The sequence below is a fragment of the Niabella digestorum genome (genome assembly GCF_036409055.1).
Lineage (GTDB): Bacteria > Bacteroidota > Bacteroidia > Chitinophagales > Chitinophagaceae > Niabella > Niabella composti.
The window spans coordinates 1-22739 of the sequence record NZ_JAZGLY010000011.1; the positions used below are offsets into that span (position 1 = coordinate 1).

At 40.0% G+C, this 22739-nt stretch carries 23 protein-coding genes and 1 pseudogene; 10 read left to right on the plus strand and 14 right to left on the minus strand.

What is annotated here, in order from left to right:
• Together V2H41_RS13600 and V2H41_RS13605 are read right to left on the minus strand one after the other, a co-directional pair.
• A pseudogene (locus V2H41_RS13600) lies at positions 1 to 326 on the minus strand (glucosamine-6-phosphate deaminase); the annotation flags it as partial.
• Positions 327 to 384: 58 nt separating this feature from the next.
• On the minus strand, positions 385 to 2043 hold the full coding sequence (locus V2H41_RS13605; RefSeq protein ID WP_330975716.1) for a beta-N-acetylhexosaminidase: 1659 nt from the start codon (positions 2041 to 2043) through the stop codon (positions 385 to 387).
• A gap of 97 nt (positions 2044 to 2140) precedes the next feature.
• Here V2H41_RS13605 and V2H41_RS13610 point away from each other — a divergent pair, with 97 nt between their 5' ends.
• The gene (locus V2H41_RS13610) at positions 2141 to 2608 is read left to right on the plus strand and encodes a nuclear transport factor 2 family protein (protein WP_330975717.1); all 468 of its coding nucleotides are present in this window, start codon (positions 2141 to 2143) and stop codon (positions 2606 to 2608) included.
• Here V2H41_RS13610 and V2H41_RS13615 read toward each other — a convergent pair whose 3' ends face one another.
• Both V2H41_RS13615 and V2H41_RS13620 read right to left on the minus strand, forming a co-directional pair.
• Positions 2609 to 3313: a class I SAM-dependent methyltransferase gene (locus V2H41_RS13615; protein WP_330975718.1), complete on the minus strand. Its 705-nt coding sequence runs from the start codon at positions 3311 to 3313 to the stop codon at positions 2609 to 2611.
• The gene (locus V2H41_RS13620; protein WP_330975719.1) at positions 3314 to 3856 is read right to left on the minus strand and encodes an NADPH-dependent FMN reductase; all 543 of its coding nucleotides are present in this window, start codon (positions 3854 to 3856) and stop codon (positions 3314 to 3316) included.
• A 114-nt stretch (positions 3857 to 3970) separates the two neighbouring features.
• Here V2H41_RS13620 and V2H41_RS13625 point away from each other — a divergent pair, with 114 nt between their 5' ends.
• Both V2H41_RS13625 and V2H41_RS13630 read left to right on the plus strand, forming a co-directional pair.
• Positions 3971 to 4981 (plus strand): isoaspartyl peptidase/L-asparaginase family protein, encoded by a 1011-nt coding sequence (locus V2H41_RS13625; RefSeq protein ID WP_330975720.1) that lies wholly within the window; start codon positions 3971 to 3973, stop codon positions 4979 to 4981.
• Positions 4982 to 5010: 29 nt separating this feature from the next.
• Positions 5011 to 5748, plus strand: coding sequence for a copper homeostasis protein CutC (locus V2H41_RS13630; RefSeq protein WP_330975721.1), 738 nt, complete (start codon positions 5011 to 5013; stop codon positions 5746 to 5748).
• A gap of 35 nt (positions 5749 to 5783) precedes the next feature.
• Here the strand turns inward: V2H41_RS13630 and V2H41_RS13635 are convergent, their stop codons facing one another.
• The 5 genes from V2H41_RS13635 to V2H41_RS13655 all read right to left on the minus strand — a co-directional run bounded on the left by V2H41_RS13635 (position 5784) and on the right by V2H41_RS13655 (position 9348).
• A complete protein-coding gene (locus V2H41_RS13635) occupies positions 5784 to 6425 on the minus strand; it encodes a response regulator transcription factor (RefSeq protein ID WP_330975722.1) in 642 nt (213 codons plus the stop codon).
• Positions 6415 to 7200 carry a sensor histidine kinase gene (locus tag V2H41_RS13640; protein WP_330975723.1) on the minus strand — a complete coding sequence of 262 codons (786 nt, stop codon included), beginning with the start codon at positions 7198 to 7200 and terminating at the stop codon, positions 6415 to 6417. Before V2H41_RS13640 ends, V2H41_RS13635 begins: the two co-directional genes overlap by 11 nt.
• A complete protein-coding gene (locus V2H41_RS13645) occupies positions 7170 to 7829 on the minus strand; it encodes a hypothetical protein (RefSeq protein ID WP_330975724.1) in 660 nt (219 codons plus the stop codon). The genes V2H41_RS13640 and V2H41_RS13645 overlap by 31 nt, the downstream gene beginning before the upstream one ends.
• A 15-nt stretch (positions 7830 to 7844) precedes the next feature.
• A complete protein-coding gene (locus V2H41_RS13650) occupies positions 7845 to 8141 on the minus strand; it encodes a hypothetical protein (RefSeq protein ID WP_330975725.1) in 297 nt (98 codons plus the stop codon).
• Between the two features lie 217 nt (positions 8142 to 8358).
• Positions 8359 to 9348 carry a YCF48-related protein gene (locus V2H41_RS13655; protein ID WP_330975726.1) on the minus strand — a complete coding sequence of 330 codons (990 nt, stop codon included), beginning with the start codon at positions 9346 to 9348 and terminating at the stop codon, positions 8359 to 8361.
• Positions 9349 to 9442: 94 nt separating this feature from the next.
• Here V2H41_RS13655 and V2H41_RS13660 point away from each other — a divergent pair, with 94 nt between their 5' ends.
• Entirely contained in the window at positions 9443 to 10030 is a 588-nt protein-coding gene (locus V2H41_RS13660) for an SRPBCC family protein (protein WP_330975727.1), read from the plus strand.
• Positions 10031 to 10120: 90 nt separating this feature from the next.
• Here the strand turns inward: V2H41_RS13660 and V2H41_RS13665 are convergent, their stop codons facing one another.
• A complete protein-coding gene (locus tag V2H41_RS13665; RefSeq protein ID WP_330975728.1) occupies positions 10121 to 11044 on the minus strand; it encodes a phosphoribosylaminoimidazolesuccinocarboxamide synthase in 924 nt (307 codons plus the stop codon).
• Between the two features lie 125 nt (positions 11045 to 11169).
• Here V2H41_RS13665 and V2H41_RS13670 point away from each other — a divergent pair, with 125 nt between their 5' ends.
• The 6 genes from V2H41_RS13670 (at position 11170) to V2H41_RS13695 (ending at position 17561) form a co-directional block, all read left to right on the plus strand.
• Entirely contained in the window at positions 11170 to 14064 is a 2895-nt protein-coding gene (locus V2H41_RS13670; RefSeq protein ID WP_330975729.1) for a TonB-dependent receptor, read from the plus strand.
• A 324-nt stretch (positions 14065 to 14388) separates the two neighbouring features.
• Positions 14389 to 14859 carry a DUF3276 family protein gene (locus V2H41_RS13675; RefSeq protein ID WP_330975730.1) on the plus strand — a complete coding sequence of 157 codons (471 nt, stop codon included), beginning with the start codon at positions 14389 to 14391 and terminating at the stop codon, positions 14857 to 14859.
• Positions 14860 to 15050: 191 nt separating this feature from the next.
• Complete coding sequence (locus V2H41_RS13680; RefSeq protein WP_330975731.1) at positions 15051 to 16127, plus strand: nuclease-related domain-containing protein; 1077 nt, start codon at positions 15051 to 15053, stop codon at positions 16125 to 16127.
• Positions 16128 to 16316: 189 nt separating this feature from the next.
• Positions 16317 to 16679, plus strand: coding sequence for a DUF2200 domain-containing protein (locus V2H41_RS13685; RefSeq protein WP_330975732.1), 363 nt, complete (start codon positions 16317 to 16319; stop codon positions 16677 to 16679).
• Between the two features lie 56 nt (positions 16680 to 16735).
• Positions 16736 to 17206, plus strand: coding sequence for a GNAT family N-acetyltransferase (locus V2H41_RS13690; RefSeq protein WP_330975733.1), 471 nt, complete (start codon positions 16736 to 16738; stop codon positions 17204 to 17206).
• A 43-nt stretch (positions 17207 to 17249) separates the two neighbouring features.
• Positions 17250 to 17561: a putative quinol monooxygenase gene (locus V2H41_RS13695; protein ID WP_330975734.1), complete on the plus strand. Its 312-nt coding sequence runs from the start codon at positions 17250 to 17252 to the stop codon at positions 17559 to 17561.
• Between the two features lie 77 nt (positions 17562 to 17638).
• On the opposite strand, the gene V2H41_RS13700 is transcribed toward V2H41_RS13695, so the two are convergent.
• Genes V2H41_RS13700 through V2H41_RS13715 form a run of 4 tightly spaced genes read right to left on the minus strand, consistent with a single transcriptional unit; the run spans position 17639 to position 22691 of the window.
• On the minus strand, positions 17639 to 18871 hold the full coding sequence (locus tag V2H41_RS13700) for a sugar MFS transporter (protein ID WP_330975735.1): 1233 nt from the start codon (positions 18869 to 18871) through the stop codon (positions 17639 to 17641).
• A gap of 11 nt (positions 18872 to 18882) precedes the next feature.
• Positions 18883 to 20076, minus strand: a complete 1194-nt coding sequence (locus V2H41_RS13705) for a n-acyl-d-glucosamine 2-epimerase (protein WP_330975736.1) — start codon at positions 20074 to 20076, stop codon at positions 18883 to 18885.
• Between the two features lie 4 nt (positions 20077 to 20080).
• Positions 20081 to 20902 carry an endonuclease/exonuclease/phosphatase family protein gene (locus tag V2H41_RS13710; protein ID WP_330975737.1) on the minus strand — a complete coding sequence of 274 codons (822 nt, stop codon included), beginning with the start codon at positions 20900 to 20902 and terminating at the stop codon, positions 20081 to 20083.
• Positions 20903 to 20921: 19 nt separating this feature from the next.
• Positions 20922 to 22691, minus strand: a complete 1770-nt coding sequence (locus V2H41_RS13715) for a RagB/SusD family nutrient uptake outer membrane protein (RefSeq protein ID WP_330975738.1) — start codon at positions 22689 to 22691, stop codon at positions 20922 to 20924.
• Positions 22692 to 22739: the final 48 nt, after the last annotated feature.

Consider the following 22739-nt stretch of genomic DNA (forward strand, 5'->3'; position numbering starts at 1 on the left):
TTGAACAGATGGGTGTGCATGAAGCGATAATAGCTTTGCACGGCCTCTCGGCTGATGGGATAGTACTCGTCCAGATTAAAAGTGATGACGTTTTTAAAGCTCAGCCCTTCTTCCTTGTGCATGCGCACCAGTTCGGCATACAAAGTTTTAGGACTGGAGCCAGTAGCCAAACCTAGCACACATGGCTCATTGGACGCCTGCTTGGAACGGATTAAATCGGCGATAATCCGGGCGATAGCAATGGAACCACTCTTTACATCAGGGTAAATGCTTACAGGAATTTTTTCCAGGCTATCCAAAAATCTATTTTTCTGCTCTTTGCTCATTGTATTTTGCTCAGTTTACAGTTATAGAGGTAGAATCATTATCCTTAAGAGTGCAAACTTAATCATTACCATAGAAGTTTACTCCCCAGAGTTTATAGCGTTTCTTCTGCACTTCAACTCTCTTTACAAAATCATCCCAGTTTTTCTCACTCTGAGGGGTCCATAATGTTTCACTCACCGCCGATACGCGTGGGAACAACATATATTCTGCCTTTCTTGGGTTGGAAATATATTCGGCCCACAGATTGGCTTGTCCTCCTTTGATATACTGTTTTTCTTCGTCGGTTAATGCATCGGGGAATAATTTCCAGCTATACACTTTTTCTAATGATAGATGCGAGCGATTATTTGTAATGGTTACAGAATCTTCTTTAGGGGCTTGTTGATAATCGAGATATACATAGGTTGTGGGAGTCATGATTACGTTATGGCGTTGCTTTGCTGCTTCGATACCTCCTTTTTCACCACGCCAGCTCATAACCCATGCATTAGGAGCTAAGCCACCTTCCAGTATTTCATCCCAGCCAATAAGAATTTTGCCTTTGCTGTTTAAATATTTTTCGATTCTTTGTACAAAATAACTTTGTAGATAGTGCTCGGCTTTGTGTTTTTCGTCTGATTTGATGTTGAGCTCTTGAATACGCTTTTGGCAATTAGGACATCTTTCCCAATTATATTTGGGACATTCGTCACCGCCGATATGTACAATTTGGGAAGGAAATAAAGGTAATACCTCATCCAATACATCCTGCAAAAACTCGAAGGTACTTTCTTTGCCGGCACAAAAAACATCGGCATACACACCCCAACTTTGCATTACCTGTTTGCCTATAGTATCTCCAGCCCAATATTCGGGTTTGTTTTTTTCTTTTATAAAGTATTCATAGGATGATTTTTCAGGGAAGCAGCTCAGATGCGGATAGGCTGCAATGGCTGCACTGGCATGACCTGGCATTTCTATTTCAGGTATAACGGTGATGAATCTGTCTGCTGCGTATTTTACAATTTCTTTTACTTCTTCTTGGGTATAATATCCGCCATAGCGCTGATTGGTATTCCCTGTGCCTGGGAACCGGCCGATTATAGTACCATTACGCCAAGAACCCACACTATTTAACTTTGGATATTTTTTGATTTCTATACGCCATCCCTGGTCTTCTGTCAGGTGCCAGTGGAAGGTATTCATTTTATGAAAGGCGATATAATCAATATATCTTTTAATAAAGTCCAGTGGAAAATAATGACGGCATACATCCAGCATCAATCCTCTATAACCAGCTACCGGAGCATCTTTGATGGCAACAGCTGGAACTTTTAATACATTTGATTTTTCAACAGGTAATAATTGTAACAGCGTCTGAATACCATAGAAGGCGCCTGCAGGAGAGTTGCCTTTTATTTTAATTCCTTTGGGACCGGCATCTAAGGTATACCCTTCTTTATTGTCGGCTGTATTGATAGACGTAATAACGATACCGTTATTACCTGAAGATTTAATGGGTAATTGGAAACCGTAACAGGTTTTGAGGTAGTCGTTAAGGAAGTTTGCCGATTTAATATCATCTTGGGTTTTAGCTATAATAGGCGTTTTAGAAGTAATAACAAATGTTCCGGTTTTCTTTGTTAGAGAGGTAGGTTTCGGAATGATGCTGATTTCCTGTGCAATCAGTTGAGAAGCAATAATAAATAGTAGGAGAAAAGTACAGATTTTGCGCATAAAAATTAGGTTTTAGATATTGTGTGCCAAGATAAGTATTTTTTTAAGAGTATATTGCGGTACGGTAAGTGCAAACGGTTGCTTAAAAAGTTTTAGTATGACAAACAAACAAGTGGTAGAAAAGTTTTATGAGGCATTTAGCCGTAGAAATGCAGCGATTATGAACAGTTGTTATGCTGAAGATATCGTCTATAGCAATCCGGTGTATGGTTTATTACAAGGCCAGGAAGTGCACTGTATGTGGGAACTGTTTTGCAAAGAGGTTCATCATTTTTCATTGACATTCGGAACCATTACGGAAATCGATGAAGAATACATTACGTGTAATTGGACCGCAAAGTATAATGATATAGTTACTGGACGTCAAATAATCAAAAAAGCAAAGGCATTTATGCGTATCAATAAGGGGATCATTGTGGAGCATAGTGATGCCTTTAATATCAATACCTGGATGACTCAGCATTTCGGTTGGAAAGGCTATTTGTTTGGCTGGACATATTATATGAAACGCTCCGTATTTAAAAAAGCTAGGAAGCGACTAGAGACTTATATGAACAATCGCTAGTTATTTAATACCACCGAAGGCTGCAAAGCATAAATGCTTATGTAAAACCTCTATTTTTTGAAATCCTGTTTTTTGCATAAGATGTAACTGATAGGTGAGAGAGCGTGGTGAATCTTCTTTTTCGATATAATCCATCACTTTGTTACGATAAGCCGCTCCTCCTATACCTTCGAGGTATTTCCCATATTGCTCCCAGATAAAATGGTGCACGGCTTCGTCTTCCTGCGTTACGAGATCATTTATAAATAAGCAGCCTCCCGGTTTCAATAATTTGTATAGTTTTTGGAATGTATTTTCCCAATCTTGATCCTCGCGCAGGTGATGTAAAACAGCACCAGCTAAAATGATATCGAACGATAATTCAGGTAACGATATGGTACGTATATCTCCTTGATAAATTTCGATGCCTCCATTGGGCACGGCTTTGATTCTGCTTTCGGCTCTTTCCAGCATGGGCTTACTCAGGTCTACGAGACTACAATGTAAAGAGGGTAGCTTGGAAAGCATTTTCAGCGTATAGTTCCCGGCACCACAGCCTACATCCAGCAAATGGGTAGCATGAGGAACAACTCTTTTGGCCGCTTCGGTAATCAGCTCCAACGAAATCGTGGCATCAATAGTGGATTGCTGGCCGGTTTCCAAATTGGAGAAACGTTCTACGTCTTTATCGAATCTTTCACGAATTTCGTCAATAGTGGATTTCATCTATTGTGCTAATTTTTCTGCCAGCCACAAAAACTCGGAAGCGAAATTGTGGATGCTTTTTTCAAAGGCGGGTTCCAGCAAATTGCCTTGTGCGTCTATTTTTTTATCAATCTGCGGGATAATCAGTAGTTGTGGGCTGACGATAGTAAATACTCCTGCTCCCAGTAAAATCAGCTGCTGAGCAGCTCTCATGCCTCCTAATGCACCATTCGAAGCTGTAACAATGCCCAGCGCTTTATGTAATTGTTTGGGAAAATGATCTACCAGATTTTTTAATGCAGGAGAATAACTGCCATTATATTCCGGTGACACGAAGATAAAAGCATCAGCTTTAAAAATGCGTTCAAACAGTGGTTTCCATTCATCAGGAGTATTGTCAATAGAATTAAATGCCCTTTCTACCCATGGAAGCTGAAATTCTCTACAGTCGATAATACCTATATGATGACTGGTATTTTTTTCAAACCATTGTTGTAAAGTATATGCTGCTCTTACGGTTAAACTTTCTTTTCTGGGACTACCGGATATAATTTCAATGTTCATGTATTAATCTTTTAGCTATGTAACAGTGAACTAGAGTAATTGTTGTTTATTTCGGATTTAAATTAATTGCAAACATATGTTTAAAATACTATTTTCGATCCATAAATACGTCCTATGAATCGCAAAAAGTTTTTACAATTAAGTGCACTTACGGGAGTTTTTGGGGTGTTGGGGAGCAAAACTCTTGCCCAAACCGACGCTATTAATGGTCCTGTTGTTGTTTCTACTTGGGATGCGGGCTTGCGCGCCAATAAGGGAGCTTGGGAGGTTTTGGGCAAAGGTGGAAGCGCTCTGGATGCCGTTGAAAAAGGAGTTATGGTAACTGAGGATGAGATTAATTGCTGCGTGGGATTGGGCGCTAATCCTGATCGGGATGGCATTGTAACACTGGATGCCAGCATTATGGATCATCAGTTTAACTGTGGTAGCGTGGCTTTTTTGGAAAGAATTAAACATCCTATTGCTGTAGCCAGACGTGTTATGGAAAAAACACCACATGTAATGTTGGTGGGAAGTGGTGCTCAGCAATTTGCTGTAGCTGAAGGTTTCCCTTTAGAGCCACAACAACTTTCATCAGAGGCTGCAAAAGCATATGAGGAGTGGTTGCGAAATTCGAAATATGAGCCGCAGATTAACCGGGAGAATCAGTCACACGGACCGTTTGCACCAGCTCAGATAAACGGAGAGTGGAATCATGATACCATTGGAATGGTGGCGTTAGATGCGCAGGGACGCCTAGCCGGAAGTTGTACGACCAGTGGTATGGGATTTAAAATGAGGGGTAGAGTAGGAGATTCTCCCATTATCGGTGCTGGATTGTACGTGGATGGAGAAGTAGGGGCATGCACAGCTACCGGTCAGGGGGAAGATATTATTCGTGTGGCAGGCTCTAGTAGTGTAGTTGCATATATGCGTCAGGGGTATGGTCCTGAAGTGGCCTGCCAGAAAGTAATTGAGCGTATCGTAAAAATTAAAGGAGAGGATGCTCGAAAAATACAAGTAGCTTTCCTTGCAATTAACAAGTATGGTGTAGTGGGTGCTTATGCACTACATAAAGGGTTTAATTATGCCATAAAAACTGTAACTACCGAAAAATTGGTGGAGGCAAAAAGCTGGTTTCACTAATTATTGAACACTCTTAAATTTTAGAAATTTTGGCATATATACTCGAAATTGCTACTTCTGATTTTGAATCTACTAAGAATGCAGTAGCTGGAGGTGCAGATCGTATAGAGCTTTGCGCTAATCTGGGTGAGGGGGGGACTACCCAGTCGTTTGGGGTCATAAAAAAATGTCGGGAACAATTTCCTTCTACGCTAATTTATCCCATCATACGGGTGCGGGGTGGCGATTTCTTTTATACTAATGAGGAATATGATTGTATGTATCAAGATGCGCTACAATGTAAAGAACTTCAGTGTGATGGTGTGGTAGTAGGATTCTTAAAAAGAGATGGTAGTATAGATGTGGAGCGTACGGCCCGGATTGTTGAGGCAGTGCACCCTTTGAAAGTAACCTTTCATCGTGCATTTGATAGATGTGTAGATCCGTATAGAGCACTTGAGCAATTGATAGAAATAGGCTGTGAAAGAATTCTGACTAGTGGTCAACAGTTGACAGCTCCCGAAGGGGTGGAATTGATTGCAGAGCTGAACCGCATCGCGGCAGGCAGAATTATTATTATGCCGGGTAGTGGGGTGCGTGCCGAAAATGTAGCAACTCTTGCTCAAAAGACCGGCTGTCGAGAGTTTCACACCTCTCTACGTGAGCTACAGCATAGTAAGATGGACTTTTTCCCAAAAGCTTTTGCCGATAGTACGGAGAATAATCATTATTCGGTAAATACTTCTTCAGTGCGCCAACTCAAGGATCTGCTAAATAGCTTATCTTGATAAATGGAGATTGGGTTTATCCACTTTAAAATATTTTATAATTTCACCAATTCTTTTCTGATAGCTTCCAAGCAAAGCCCTACGCGGCTTTGTACATTAAACTTTTTGAATAAAGTCTCACGGTAGCCGTCAATGGTGCGTTCGCTTAAATTCATGGCTGCCGCAATTTGCTTATAGGTGAGTTCGCTGCAAGCGTACTGCAGAAAAGTCAGCTCTTTCGGAGTGAGTTGTAATTCTCCTATCTCATCAGCCTTCATTAGAATCCTTCTGAAGTTAATATTACAGGCATCAGCATTATAATAACCTTTTTTGTCTATTTCTTCTAAAGCCTTCTCCACTTCATTAGGATGGGTGTCTTTTAACAGATAGCCACAACAGCCGGCTTTAAACATAGATATAATGGTGTTGTCATCAGCATTCATGGTTAAAGCTGCCGGTTTAATGGATGGATAGTTTTCTGTAAGCCATCGAGTAGTTTCAATGCCATTCATCACGGGCATATTTACATCAATCAGGATGATATCGGGCAGCTCTTTTCTGCCTTTTATTTTTTCTTGCAAATCCTTCCCGTTTAAAGCTTCCAGAACAACTTCATAGGTATTAAAGCTTTCTAAGAGCAAACTCAGAGATTTTAAAAAAAGTTGATGATCGTCGACAAGTCCTATTTTAGTTTTCATAGTGATTTTTGTTTTCAGGTATATGTATGGTAATGGTAGTGTTACCGGGTTCGGATATAAAATTGATCTTGCCTCCCAGCAGCTGTGTGCGGGATTCCATATTTTTTAATCCTAAGCCTTTCTCACATACTTCTGCTTGAAAACCTTTCCCGTTGTCATATACGGTGATTACAAGGTGTCCATCTTGTTTCGATAGACTGATGATGAGTTTGTCACAGCCACTATGTTTAATAGCATTTTGTATAGCCTCTTGAATAATGCGAAAAAGGATAATTTGCTTGGAAGAGGGTAGTGCCGGCTGATGGGTTACTTGTAAAGAAGCGTGAATAGTGGCTGTGGCATTTATTCGAGTAATTTCATTTTTCAAGTTTTCGATGAGATTAAACTGCGACAGCCACTCTTTATCAAGTGATTTGGAAAGTGAACGCAATTCACTAATCGCTTTTCCAAGCGTAGCATTAGCAGTGAACAGCGCATCAGGCGGCGATGTCATACTTCGTTCTGCAAGTCCGATAAGCATGCGCGAAGTGCTTAGCAATTGTCCCACATTGTCATGAAGTTCCTTCCCGATCTGCATAAAGGTTTGTTCTTGTACTTCTATTTGAGAGCGTAGCAGCTGATTGTTAAAATGTTCTTCCAATAGTTGTTTTTCCTGTAGATGTTTATAATCTCTGCGCTTGTACGCCATTAACAGGAAAACGATAAACAATGTTATCAGAAAAAGAAAGGCCGAGGAGCTCAGAATTACGATAATATCGTTCGATAGTTTTTGCATAAAACGCCATAACTAATATACGCACAACAGATGAACAGCAATATATTATGAAATCTCCACAAAATTCCTACCGTAGCACTATCGCTGTGAATAAGATACTTGTACGATATAAAAATAAAAAAAGCCCCGGCATAATAAGTAAATATTCCTACAATGCACCAGAATATACTGGTCTCGGGAATGCTGATTTCCTCGGATGTATTAATCAGTCTTGCATAGAAGAAATAAAGGCAAAAGCTTACAATCGCAAGACTTTCAATAGCGGCACTGGTGCTGTTGAACTGGGAAATTCCGTCTCCCTGAAATAGAAGCAGCATGTTGATGACTGCATATACGAATAGAAATAGTGAAAACGCTATGTTGCTTATTTGAAACAGTTTTTTTAGAAAGAGATAGGAAAGGCATAGGAAGGATGTGGTGGCGTTGATTTTATACACCCAATAGTTGTTCCCGTCAAATACTTTTTCAATTATTGTAGCAATGGTGTTGCAGCATAATTGAATAATGCAGAAAAACATAATAGGATACATCTCTCTGGATAACTTCTTTCGGTTGATGAAAAGCAGCAACGTAGCCACAACCGGTCCTATGCTATCCAAAATATTTAATATTTCCTTTATCCCTTTCATTACGGGAGCCATCCATTATGGTTCATCAGGTGTTTCGGGACCACATCCGGGAGGGTTAGGACAGCCATCCACTTCATCTGATGCAGCTTTGGATACCGCTTGAATGCTGCTACCACCTTTTTGAGAACCGTTGTCGGCACGGGCTTTAATTTCAACAACATTAAGGGTGCCGTTCTCCGCTGTGCGTCTTACTTTTATCTCCTGACTTATAATAATGCCTTTAGCATGAGGATTTGCCTTTAATAATTGCTCAATTTTTTCCCTTGTAAAATAAAACTCGATTTTACATTGTTTGGATTGTTCATTTGTCATAATGAGGAGATTTTAACCATAAAAATAAAAAACTGAGGGCGATTATATACCGGGAATTTTCCCGGGTGAAACATGATGATTTTCACGTTGCTATGCACATGAAGGGGTAATATTTTTGGTTATCGCAAGCAATAAAAGAGGTGTGCTAAGCTATGAAAAACACCATTAAACAAACCTTCCTGTGAAACCACCTGATCGGAACTGGCTGGTGGGGAAGCTATAATGGCAATTTCCCCACTTTGCCATTATTACCTACTAAATATACGGCATTTTCCTGTTGGCTATAAGCGCATGCATTAAAGCTGATGGGGCTTACCGATTGCCAATTTTTCCCTCCGTCGTAACTGATGTCGACTCCTGTAATTCCACAGGTGATTAAAGTGTTCTTGTTAATGGCACATACACAACTTCGATACCCTCCGGGCATGGTTTGGGGATAGTGCCAGCTTTTGCCTCCATCGTTACTGTATACAAAAGCACTGTCCTGATTTTTGAGATCATTGTAATTGCCTGCAGCTATCCATATGTGATTGTCCCGTATAGCAATGCTATTAGCACCTCGCATAACACTGCCCTGAGCTACGGGTAACAGCTGCATTTTATCGTGTACAAAAAGGCGTGATACATTACCGCCGCTAACTAGGTAATACTTGTTTTTATGCCACACAATATTAGTGCCGCTGGCGGCGAAGAATGCTTCTCCGGGTTGTGCGGGAGGTAGGTTTAGAACATTGCTTTCCTGCCAAGTATTACCTCCATCTTTAGTTTTGGCAACAAATATTTTATTATCTATCGGGTCGCCGATTACAATACCTTCTTTCTTATTTTTAAAAGCCATCGCATCCAGAAAAATATCAGGATGGTTGTTCTCATATACTTTATGCCAGCTTTTTCCTCTATCAGTAGTTTTTAATATGTACGCTGGGGAAGCAATGCCCATTATTACTGCTGTGCTTTCATCCAATACTTCAATATCTCGGAAATCTGTTTTTTCAAAGCCCGTTACTGTATGCCACTGCCAGGTGGTTCCGCCATCCTCTGAGCGTCCTACAGTACCCTGAGAGCCGCTTATCCATATTGTGTTTTTGAAAATAGATAATCCTCTAAAACTTTTGCTAGGAACATCTGCGATGATTTGCACTTCCTGTGCGGCAAGAAAATATGTGCCTAATAGCAGGAAGCTACTCACTATTGTTAGTCTTTTCATTTATTAAAAATAAAAAATAGCTAAATAAGTGGTATCAATATCTGATGTAAATGGGGGACTTGCAATTACGTAATCAGCCCTACAATTGTCGTGTATGCCCCGTGTATCTGTTGTATATAAAGTTCAACTTTGTAATGATAGGCCCTTCTTTAAGAAAAGCAGTGGAGCAGCTACCACTTTAATAAACGGGCGCAGCCGAAAAGCCAAAAGAGTAGGCTCTAAACGATTAGTCATGTCCAATAATAGTATCTCACTACACAGAGTAATTAAAGCTTCTCCTGAAAAAGTATATAGAGCTTTTACAGAGCCATTAGCAATAGCGGCATGGTATCCGCCTTATGGTTTTCTTTGCAATGTCCATGAAATGGATGTGCGCGAAAAAGGCGGGTTCAAGATGTCTTTTCATAATTTTACCACCGGGAGCAGCCATCAATTCTCCGGAACCTATGAGCTGGTAAAACCTAATGAAGCATTAACAGTAACCGAAAAATTTGACCAGCCTGATCTACCAGATATTATGACTACTAAAATAGAGCTCAAAAAAGTATCTGTGGGTACTGAGTTAAAAATTGAACAACATGGATTCCCCGCTTTTATCCCTGCTGAAATGTGCTACTTGGGATGGCAGGAATCGCTGGAAAAACTTATCAAACTTGTGGAGCCTGAAATTCCGGATGAATAGGAGGTATAAAATCAGTACGCTTTTATAAGCAAACAACCCATGTCATTCTCGGCATGGGTTGTTTCTATTCAAATGCATCAATGATTTTATTTAGTAGCGTTTCAATGCAGCACTAATTTTTTCATACTGCTCCTCATCGGTCACATCCTGTGGTTGAAACTTCTCGCCGATGACTTTTTCGTATAGCTCGATATATCGGTTAGAAATCGTTTGCACCCATGCATCGGTCATTTCTGGCACTTGTTGCCCCTCTTTGCCCATGAAATTATTTTCGATCAGCCATTCCCGAACAAACTCTTTGCTAAGCTGTTTTTGCTTTTCGCCTTTTTGTTGACGTTCTTCAAATCCTTCAGCATAAAAATATCTCGAGCTATCTGGCGTATGCACTTCGTCCATCAGTACAATCTCGCCGTTAAGTTTGCCAAACTCATATTTAGTGTCCACCAGTATCAATCCTTGTTTAGCGGCCAGTTCCTGACCACGTTTAAAGAGGGCTAATGCTAACGTTTCCAATTGAGCCCATTCTTCGGCTGTAGCCAATCCTTGGGCAATAATTTCGTCCTTGCTGATATCCTCATCATGTCCCTCACTGGCCTTGGTGCTTGGGGTGATGATGGGAGTTTCAAATGGATCGTTTTCTTTCATGCCCTCCGGGAGTGGCACCCCGCAGAGTTCTCTTTTACCACTATTGTAAGTGCGCCATGCGTGGCCGGTTAAGTGGCCGCGTACTACCATTTCTATTTTATACGGTGTACATTTATATCCAAGAGCACTATTGGCAGTAGGCGTTTCTAGTAACCAATTCTTACAGATATCTTTAGTGGCATTTAACATGTATGCCGCAATTTGGTTAAGTACCTGACCTTTATAGGGAATGGGTCGGGGTAAGATGACGTCAAATGCCGAAATGCGATTTGAAGCAATCATCACCAATAAACGATCGTTTATCGTATATACATCTCTTACTTTACCGCGATAAAAATGGGTTTGCTCTGGGAAGTTAAAATCTGACATGTCGCGAAAATAATTAAGAATTAGTATGGCTGCGAGTGTCCTTGTGGATTTTTTTATACTAAAAATTTTTGTAGAAAAACTAACAAGTGTTAACTTAATGTTGAATTTCTTCAAAATTAGTCCGTATGAAACCCCTACAACGATTGCTCGTGCTATTAGCCTTGCTAAGTACCCCTGCTTTTTCCTATGCTCAACAAGTGATCAGGGGTGTAGTTAAAAACGCTGATGATTCGGAGGTGGTAGCTCATGCTTCCGTAATTGTAAGTGAGACCGATCAAGGCACTTATACCAATACGAAAGGTATTTTTGAATTAAAAGTGTCGCAGCTGCCGGTAAAGCTTCAAATTTCTTCAGTAGGATATGCTACGCAAGAAATAGAAGTGAATAGCGAGGAGCCGATCACTGTATTACTTTCCCGAAAGCAGGATCTAGGTCAGGAAGTTGTAGTATCTGCTTCACGCGTGGCAGAAAGAATTTTGGAATCTCCGGTAACGGTAGATCGGGTTAATCATGTTGCCATCCGAAATGCAGCCGCACCTAACTTTTATGAAGGCTTGTCCAACATTAAAGGGGTAGACATGACTACGTCTAGTATTACGTTTCGTACGCTTAGTACACGTGGATTTAACGGAAGCGGTAATCTACGATTTAATCAACTAGTAGATGGTATGGACAACCAAGCGCCGGCCCTTAATTTTTCTGTTGGAAACGTTATCGGTATTACTGAAATGGATGTGGATAATGTGGAGCTTTTGTCCGGGGCTTCCTCTGCACTTTACGGGTCGGGAGGTATGAGCGGTACGTTACTAATGACAAGTAAAAGCCCTTTTAGATTCGATGGCCTAAGCGTGAACTTGAAACAGGGGATTATGCACCTGGGAGATCCTGAAAGCAAGGCAAGACCTTTCCACGATTGGGCGATTCGCTGGGGACAAAAAATAGGAGACAGGTTTGCTTACAAGCTATCTGCGTCATATATGAAAGCTTATGATTGGGTAGCTAATGACACTCGCGACTTGAATAGAAATAATGTAATCAGCTCTTTAAAGCCGGGAGGTACAAGAGAAAATGACCCCAACTACGATGGTGTAAACATCTTCGGTGATGAAGCCAGTGCCAGCATGGCTAGTATTGCACAAGCTTTTCAGGCACAAACTAGAGCAGGCATATTAGAAGCTACCGGAGGTGCAGTGGATATTGTGGCGCTTTTCAATACACTTCCTGCAAATGCAACACCAGACCAAATAGGCATGCTGATTGCCGGATTGCCGGAACCTTTACGGCCTGCGGCTACGAATTTGGTACCTTTTCACTTTGGTTTAAGAAATGACATTTTTGGAGGACAGTTGGTAAGTCGTACAGGATATGCGGAAAAGGATTTGGTGAATTATGATGCTTATAGTTTAAAAACTTCAGCAGGACTTTATTATAAAATAACCAATAACATCGAAGCTTCTTTGGTAGGTTATTGGGGAAGAGGAACATCGGTATATACGGGAGCGGACAGATATTCGTTACTCAACTTCCAGATAGGGCAATATAAAGCCGAACTGAGAGGCAAAAACTGGTTTTTAAGGGCATATACTACTCAGGAGAATTCAGGAGATTCCTATACTGCTACTACAGCGGCATTGTATATTAACAGACAATGGCGTAGCGATGCTGATTGGTTTGGTTTGTATTCTGGTACTTATGCTGCAGCCCGAATGCAGGGTGCCCCGGATTCGGTAGCGCATGCTACAGCTCGCAATGCCGCCGATGCCGGCCGATATCTACCGGGAACACCTCAGTTTGACAGTGCATTGGCTCGAGCTAAAAGAATTTCGATAAAAGACGGGGGCGCTAAATTTGCCGACAATTCTGATCTTTATCATTACGAAGGGCAATGGAATCTTTCGGAGCATATTCAAATCTTTGAAGCTATTGTGGGGGCGTCTTATAGAGTATACTCCTTAAACTCGAGAGGTACCATTTTTGCTGATACCACCGGACGTATTAAAATTAATGAATACGGTGGTTATGTGCAACTGCAAAAAAGATTCTTTGATGACATACTGAAGCTAACCGGTTCTATCCGCTACGACAAACGGGATGGTTATAAAGAACGATTTACACCCCGCGCTAGTGCTGTCTTTAGAGTAGCGCCCGAGAATAATATTAGGTTATCGTTTCAAACCGCATATCGTTTTCCGTCTACACAGGATCAATGGATCAATCTCAATACACCCGGAAGCCGCCTGATAGGAGGCGACCCCAGCTTTATCCAATACTTCGGATTTGATGTAAATCCGGTGTATACGTCGGAGAGTGTAGCTGCTTATCGGGCTTCTATTGCCGGCGGAACGCCTAATCCTGCATTGCTCCAACAGGCTACTTTTTCTTCCGTAAGGCCAGAGCAGATGAGTTCCTTCGAGATAGGTTATAGAGGTTTGCTGACACCACAGCTGTTGATTGATGTGTATGGATATAGAAGCCGGTTTAAAGATTTTATAGCACGTGTAGCTGTAGCCAGAGGTAGTAGCGGCAATCCGGCGAATGCGGCTGTGGATTTGGCAAGCCCATTTACCTCTGAGAATTTTTCATTTGTTACCAATACCGATGTGAATGTGACATCTTACGGTTGGGGCATCGGCGGAGAATATAGATTTTATAAGGGTTATACCTTAGCGGCTAACTTCTCCAGTGATGTGCTAAAGGATGTACCCGACGGTTTTATTGCGTTCTTTAATACTCCAAAATATCGTTACAATATCAGTGTGTCGAATGAGGCGGTTACTCGAAACCTTGGCTTTAATGTATTGTACAGATGGCAGGATAAAGTAGACTGGCAGGGTACATTTGGTTCAGGGCCTATACCGGCCTATGGTACACTGGATGCTCAAGTATCTTATCGTATTCTGCCAGCTAAAATTATCATCAAGTTGGGAGGTTCCAATGTTTTGAATAAGTACTATTACAGCGCCTTTGGGAATCCGAGAGTAGGTGGACTGTATTACATCAGCTTGGGATACAACCTCTAAGAGCTATCTACATATATCTTTAGATCCGACTTTCGGTAAGCACTATAGCTTTCCGGGGGGCGGATTTCTGTTAATAGATATGCTATTTTTTTGAATAATGAATATTTTTGTATGATTTGCCAAAGGAAAAGTGCAGATTTTTTTATAAATATGCAATTCAAAATCCCATCAAAAGGGGTAATTTATAAGAATTTATTACGCTAACGGGCGGAAAATAAACCAGTAAAGAAAATTAAACTATTTATAACAAATTTCTTGTTTTTTCAAAAACATACTTATATTTGTTTGCTCATAAAAACTTGTTTAAAGTAAATCTTTCTAACAGTGGAGAACGGAAACAACGAAAAAAAACTGGAAGCCATTTATAGCAAAAGGCTTCGTGCAGGAAAAAGAAGAACCTATTTTTTTGATGTAAGGGCTACCAAAGGAAACGATTACTATCTTACAATTACAGAGAGCCGCAAACGGTTCGATGATAATGGATACGATAGACATAAGGTATTCCTTTACAAAGAAGATTTTAATAAATTTCTTAAGGCTTTAAATGAAGCCGTGGATTACGTAAAAACCGAGCTGATGCCGGATTTTGATTTTGACGCTTTCAATCATGAATATGATGATGAGCAGTCTCCCATACCGGCAACCGGTGGTTATGTAGCACCTTCTCCTACTATCGTTGAGGAAAAACCTCTGGAAGATCCTAGCAACGATGAAAAACTGGTGGAGAATGTGGCACCTAAATCTTCTGATAGCGGTGCTTCTAGCGCCAGCCATGAAGAAGTAGAAAAATGGTAAATTCCTTAACGCATTTTAAATAGGCCGCTATATTATAGCGGCTTTTTGCTTTTGTATTCGGCTAGCGGTTTTATACACTTTTGAATTAAAAGTTTATATTTGAATGATATAGTAATGGATGTGAGGTAGTACTTGGAGTTATAATAATTAGGAGCGACCTAATATTTATTCCGTCTGTTTTTCGAAAGAGTATGTGTAAGGTTTACAATTCTGTTGCTTGCCTAACTGCCATAAAGAAACATCTTCATGAATGTAATATTTCTGAATTTAAATCACTAAGAGAGGTTATTCAGTTTCAGAAAAATTTTCCGTCATTACGACAAAACATTATTTCCCAGCATCAACGAAAAATTGAAAAAGAAAAAGAGGAGTTAATTTCTCATATATCCTATATGGAGGATATAATAGAAAAGGATCGTAATAATTATGAGCAGCAACTACAAAAGGAAATATTGGAATTAAAAAGTAAAACGATATTTTCTTCGAATTTTTCAGCATCCAGTCCAATTGAAAAAATTATCCGATGGCCCCAAAAAATACTTTATAAGTGGAAGGTATTACGCTTGGAAAAGAATATCAATAAAAAGGTTGAAGAATTTATTGAGACATCCGTACAGGTTCATCAAGAAAAAATGGATAGGCTCCAATATATTCGTCAGAACTTTGATAATGCTGTTATGGAGAGTGCTGCGGAGTCTTTGATGAGCCTTGAATATAAATATAATATTATAAGCGGTCTAGAAAGCTATATCCATGGAGCATTAGGAGAATTTAAAGTTGTAAAGACGCTTGAAACATTGTCGGATGAGTATGTACTTATAAATGATTTTAAGTTGTTGTTTCATAATCCTATTTATAATCATCTTGAAAAAAAATATATTCAGTCTATTCAGATAGATCATCTTTTGGTTGCTCCATCGGGGGTATTTCTCATTGAAACGAAAAACTGGAGCAAAAAGTCTCTACATAATCTAGATTTGTATTCTCCTGTTCAGCAAGTAAAGCGTGCAAATTTTGCTTTTTATAGAATCCTAAATCAAGGTATTGTTCATCGTCTTTCAAAACATCATTGGGGTGATAGAAAGATACCGTTGAGGAATATCATCGTCATGATTAACTCAAAACCCAAAGAGGAGTTTCAGCATGTTAAAGTCTTAACTTTGGATGAATTGATTGGTTTTATAACCTATCTTGATCCCATTTTTTCTCAAAGTGAGGTTCGTCGAATATCAGATTATATATTGGATTTAAGTAGATTTTCCTCATAAATCTAATTATCATCATTTATTATTGATAATAATTCTTTTACTAAATTTTTGGCTCTTCTTTTTATTATTATTTACTACATATTTACAAATATTATCTGTGGGGTTAGTGGTAGCGATTAATTAGCACCTTAGTGCCAAAAGAAGAAATAATTTAGAAACTGTTTTTACTTGCATTTTAAAACATATTTTATGAATAACAATGATAAACACCATGAGCGTATTGCGAGTATGACGTTTGCTTCGGTTTACCCGCATTATGTAACCAAGATCGAACGTAAGGGTAGAACCAAGGAAGAATTGCATCAGGTTATCGAATGGCTTACCGGATTTAGCGAAAAACATCTGCAGCAGCTAATTGATGAAAAAGTAACTTTCAAAACTTTTTTTGAAAGGGCTTGGCTACATCCTAATGCACAGTTAATTACTGGGGTGATATGTGGTTATCGTATTGAGGAAATTGAGAACCCTCTTACCCGAAAAGTGCGTTATCTAGACAAACTAGTGGATGAGCTAGCTAAAGGAAAGAAGATGGAAAAAATATTAAGAGGGTAGATTTGTTTAATGGAAGAGTATTTGAATCGTTAGAAGGGTTTTGAGAACGGTAAATTATGATTCAATTAGCGGAGGAACAGTTTAAATGCAAAATCCGACAACTTTTTCTGGAGCGGTGGGGCTCGGATTTTATGATTTCACGGGGCAAAAAACATAGAGTGGCTGATCTGGAATCTTTTTTGTATATAGAAGATAATGATATTAAGGGGTTGCTCACATTTACCATAGAGAATGAAGCAATAGAAATCGTTTCTTTGGATAGTTTTTCGGAAGGACACGGAGTAGGCACTGCACTTGTAGCAGCTATTATTGATTTTTATAAGAGTGGACATCATAAAAAGCTTTGGCTGGCTACGACTAATGATAACACCCGTGCTTTACGGTTTTATCAGAAGCGAGGCTTTACGATTACGGCCATTCATTTGAACGCAATAGAAGACGCTCGGAAAATAAAGCCTTCTATTCCTCTTGTGGGGTATGATGGTATCCCTATACTTCACGAAATAGAACTTACTTATTCAGAATAAATGAATAAGAAAGCAGTTTATTATTTACCTCCAAACTTTTATTATGGCTACTAAGTACTTACTACACGGCAAGATTACGGCAAAGCCTGGTCATGTGGATACTTTAAGAGATATCTTATTGCAGGCTGCTCAACTGTTGTCTCAAGTAAAAGGTTGTCATATCTATGCGGTGAGTAAAGATCCCGCTGACGAGAATTCCGTATATGTTACAGAGGTTTGGGATAGCAAAGAGGATCATGACCATTCGCTGCAAGATGAAAATGTTCGGGCTCTTATCATGAAAGCGATGCCTATTATTGATGGCATGCCACAGCGGGGGCAGGAGCTTGAAGTAATGGGAGGCTTAGGGGTATAAGCCCATAAAGCAATAGAAGTGAAAAAGCGAGGCAAAAGCCTCGCTTGTGACTATTGAACCCTATTAGAAGAAAAAAGTTATGTTGTAGGTGCTGTTTTCTGACTTAATTTCCAACCGTAAAGGAAGATATAAAGATAACATAGGGCAGGGATTAAGAATGATATGCCCCATGTCAGGTTATCTTTTAGTACTGCCTGGAAGTAGGTGATGATAGCACCGCCAAGTATAGCAGTAGAAAGCAACCCAGAAGCTTTGCCGGTAGAAGCTCCTAGTCCTCTCACCGAAAGGGAAAATATCGATGCAAACATTATCGAATTGCACAATCCTACTGCAATCATCAGCCACACTGCGATATTACCACTGCTTAACACCGATCCTAAAATCAATACTATTGCTATAAGAGCGATTACAGCCAGTACATTTTGGGTTTTAAAGAAGCGTAATATATAAGCCCCAATCAGGCGGCCTACCAACATGCCTCCCCAATAATAAGATACATATACATTGGCTTTGTGTTCTGTGATATGCAAAACATCTGCAACATAATTAGTAAGGTAGGTTCCTATTGCTACCTCAGCTCCTACATAGCAAAAAATACCTAGGATGCCAAATTTGAGATTAGGATGTTGCCGAATGATTTCGAGAATACCTTTATTATCTTTATGGCTAATGCTACTAGTTACTTGAGGGAGTTTTAGCAAATACACAATGATGCCTACCAATAATAGGGTAGATGCAATCATCAAGTAGGGCTTTACCAATACACCCGAGGCTTGATCGGGAGCGGCTTCTAAGCGCGATAGAATAAAGTGTGCCCCGAAAACAGGAGCGAGCGTAGTGCCGATGGAACCCACACCCTGAATAAGCGTAAGGCGTGATGCAGCACTGGACTCCGGTCCCAAAGCAGTGATGTAAGGATTTGCAGAAACCTGCAACGTCACAATGCCTATGGCAATTACAAATAATGCTGCCAAAAACAATGCATAGTGGTGGAACTGTGAAGCCGGATAAAAAAGGAAGGATCCCAATGCAGCCACACAGAAGCCCACCACCATTCCCTTTTTATACCCAATTGCTCCTACAAGCTTTCCTGCAGGTATGGATATAAGGCCGTAGGTGAGGTAAAAGTAGAACTGTACCAGCGATGATTGGGAGTATGTTAAATTAAATCCCTGTTTAAAGAAGGGTACCAAGGTGTCGTTTAACACAGTTGTAAATCCCATTAGGAAATACAGAACAGCTAAAGCGCAAAGTGGTAATAGATACCCTGATTTTTGCACAGAACCATTTTGTTGTTTATCTACCTCCATTTAGATTATTTTTATTTCCCTTTGGAAGGGTCGTTATTAATTGTATGTGCCAGCTTTGCTAGCTGATAAAGTGCTCTTGGTACATGGAAGCAGCCTTTCCATTTTCCACCCTTTAGCTCCAACAGTACTTCTCCACGGCGGTTCAAATACCCATACATTTCTCCGTATTCTTCATCTACAAAATGCGACCATGTATAATCGTGTAATTTCTCATACCACTTCAGGCAATCTTGATTGCCGGTTAATTGATATCCTTTCAGTGCTGTGATCAAAGATTCTAGATGTACCCACCAAAGTTTTTGATCCCATTCCAATTGTTGTGGAGGATACCCTTTTACATCCAGAAAATAAAAGATACCACCGTATTGCTGATCCCAACCGTAGTTGAGGAGTTGCAAACTTATATCAACGCATTTCTGAATGAGAGTATCGTCATTCAGTTTCTTTGCAACATCCATTACAAACCACATAGATTCTAGTCCATGGCCCGGATTGATGAGGCGCCCTTCGAAGCAATCTACAAAGCTTCCATCCGGAGCTACGTTTTCTAAAATCAGTCCCAGGTTTTTTTTATAAAATACATTTAGTACTTCATTCACTCCGTAATTCAGTGTTTCTTGTACTAACTGGGGTTCTAGCAAATGCTCAATTTCTAGTACCAGATTGCATAAGATCATTGGTAATGAGAATCCTTTTAGTTGGCGATTCTCCGGAATCTGTTTTAAGTATTTGCCTTTAGGATTATCTCTTCTTTGTAAAATCCGCTCAAAGGTTTCTTTGGCTATAGTTGCATGTTCGGGGTTTCCTGTGGCTTTATACAACTGAGCAAAAGCCATGGTTGCAAAACAATCTGAAAAGATATTATAAGACTGCACTAATGGCTTACCGGCCCGATCCAGTGCAAAATACCAGTCTTTATTTTCATCGCGACCGTGTTTGATTAAGAACTCGGCACCTTTTAAGGCTGCATCCAACCATGCTTCATTTTTCTCGAGATTATTGTACAACATTGACAATGTCCATACCTGACGACACTGCAGCCACATGAATTTATCCTGATCATAAACCTGTCCTTTCCGATCCAGGCAAGTAAAATAACCACCGTATTCCTTATCGATGGAATGCTCCATCCAAAACGGCATTACCTTCTCCAATAAATAATTCTCGTACAAGAGTGCTCTCTTACCAAAATCAATTTGTGTCATATATTTAATATTTTAATTCTACAACTACAGGTAAATGATCCGAAGCATATGTCTCGGGATACGTGTTATAAGATTTTACAGTAAAAACGTTTTTCGCAACATTGTTTAGTATAATATAGTCAATCGCGGTTTGAGGATTGCTAGCCGAGTGGGTGGGTGGACACATAGTGCAAGGTACATTAAAAGCCAGCTTTAAGGTATTCCATGTAGTATTGGACTGATTCATGTTAAAATCACCTCCTAGAATAATAGGATATTTCTGATAGCTTTTGAAGGCTTTTAGTATTTCTTTGGATTGCAGTTCGCGATTGGCATCGGCGAGATGATCCAGGTGAGTAGTAGCAAAAATCAGTTCCTGGTCGTTTTTGTACTTTACACGTACCAAACCTAATGCTCTTAGCTCAGCGCCAGTTCCCTGTTCTACAGGGAGTGAAAATACCTGAGACTCTTCAATGGCAAAACGAGAAAGAATTGCTAAACCATATTCACCGTTGGAACGGTCAATGGCTTTAAAGAATCTATACTCCATGCCAGTTAACTCAGCCAGCTTCTTCGCCTGATCCAGGTCTTTACCGGAACGGTCGGTAAAACGATCCACTTCCTGTAGGGCAACTAAATCAGGTTTTACATTATTAATTACTTTGGCAATAGCCTCTACATCCACCACATTAGGGGCAGATGGAGGATTTGCTATATGAATATTATAGGTCATTACTTTCAGGATATTACTCGAATCAGAGCCGGCTTTACTATCATTGTTGCTTTTTGAACAACTATATCCTGAAATTAATAATAGCGAAAAACAAATATTGAATACGAATTTCATGTTCTTTTTGTTTTTAAGATTACCAGTTTGGATTTTGTTTGAGGTTAGGATTTAGTGTCAAATCATTCAGCGGGATAGGATATAAGTACATACGGTCGTTCCATACTCTCGGAATGGTGTTCATCCACTGAATTTCTCCTTTATTTGTCTCGGACAGAATCATATTATTGGGTTGTCCATTTACTTCAGGTGCAACGTTAATATAGATTACTCCTGATTGCATATTGGAAGGACGTTCGGTGTAGAAATATACATCGTTTACGCCATCTTCATTCAAGTCCATCATTGTGTTTAAGGCTGGAACATACATACCGTTCCAAGTATCGGTAAATAGCTCGCCACGTTTCCAACGAATGATGTCGTAAAAACGAAAACCTTCTAATGCCAGTTCAATTCCACGTTCTCTTCTTACTTCCAGAATAACAGGATCTGATATATTGGGGAAATAATTTTGACGTATATAATTATCAGCTTGTGTAGGTTTAGTGCTCAGACCTCCGGTAATGCCTCCTCTTTTTCTTAACTGACCAATGGTATTGGCCCAGTCTTCATCAGTGAGTGTTCCTAATTCGGCTTTTGCTTCAGCGTAGTTTAGTAATACTTCTGCATAGCGAATGATAGGAATATTGGATGCATTACGCGAACCTCCATCCAAGCCCATGTCGGGGTTTACCCATTTTGCGGGCTGGTATCCCGTATAGGTTTGCGAGAATTGCGGTGGCACGTTTACGGTTTGTGTTCCGTTGATGCGGGTATATCCTTGAGTGCGGATGGTTTGATTTAAACGTTTGTCTCTATTTTTAGTCTCGCTCATGAAAGTTTGAGTCTTATAATCAGGTAAGTCGGTAAATGGTGTACCGTCAGAGCGCAGGTAGGTGTTGATGAACTTACGAGTAAAGCTCAAGCGATCACCTGCCGTTGCACTTGTATAATACCAGTTGGCATCATGAAATACTCCCAGCTCTTGACTGTAAGCAATACAGAGCAAGGTTTCGGAATTGACAGATGTGCTGATAAACAGGTTGCGGTATCCATTCTCTATATCCGTAATATTTGCCAGAGAATACAAATTGGAGTTGATTACGGCTTGGGCAGCATCTGCCGCTTCCTGCAACCAACGATTGGCTGTAGACTGAAGATTTAGTTCTGTATGATACTTTCTGTAAGTGCCTTCAAATAAGCAAATACGAGACTTGAGTGCTTGAGCTACAGTACGTGTTATGCGTGTTCTGGTAGCTTCAGATGCAGCCGATATATTTTCAATAGCATAGTTAAGATCATTTAACACCGAATCCATTACTAGTGCACGCGGATCACGACCACTGTATAATAATTCATCATTAGTAGATAATGTGCGATTGATCCAAGGAACATCGCCAAAGCGTTTTACTTTTTCGAAGTAAAATAGCGCGCGGAACAAGCGTGCAATACCATTGTAGTTATTACGCGCAGCCTCACTTACACTAGAAGAATTATTATTTTCCAAGAAATAGTTGATGTTTCTTAAACTTGTCCAGGTCCACCCTGTACTTTGTGCCGGACCGAAAGCTCCGGCACGGAAAAAGTCAGGAACATCTTTTCTGGCTACAAAGTCGCCCATATTGTCTCCTTTCAAAATGTCATTGGATGTGGGCAATAAGGTGTAGAAAGAGTTGGTATAAAGTTTCAGACCTGCTTCGCTATTGAATACAGCTTCTTTGCTCACAGTGGATTTAGGAATCTGATCTAATTTATTGCATGATGCAAAGAGTAATGTTGTTGCACCTATTATTGTGATAATATTTTTCATCTGCTTTTTGTTTTAATGGTTTTGAATGGAATAACTCATACCGAGAGC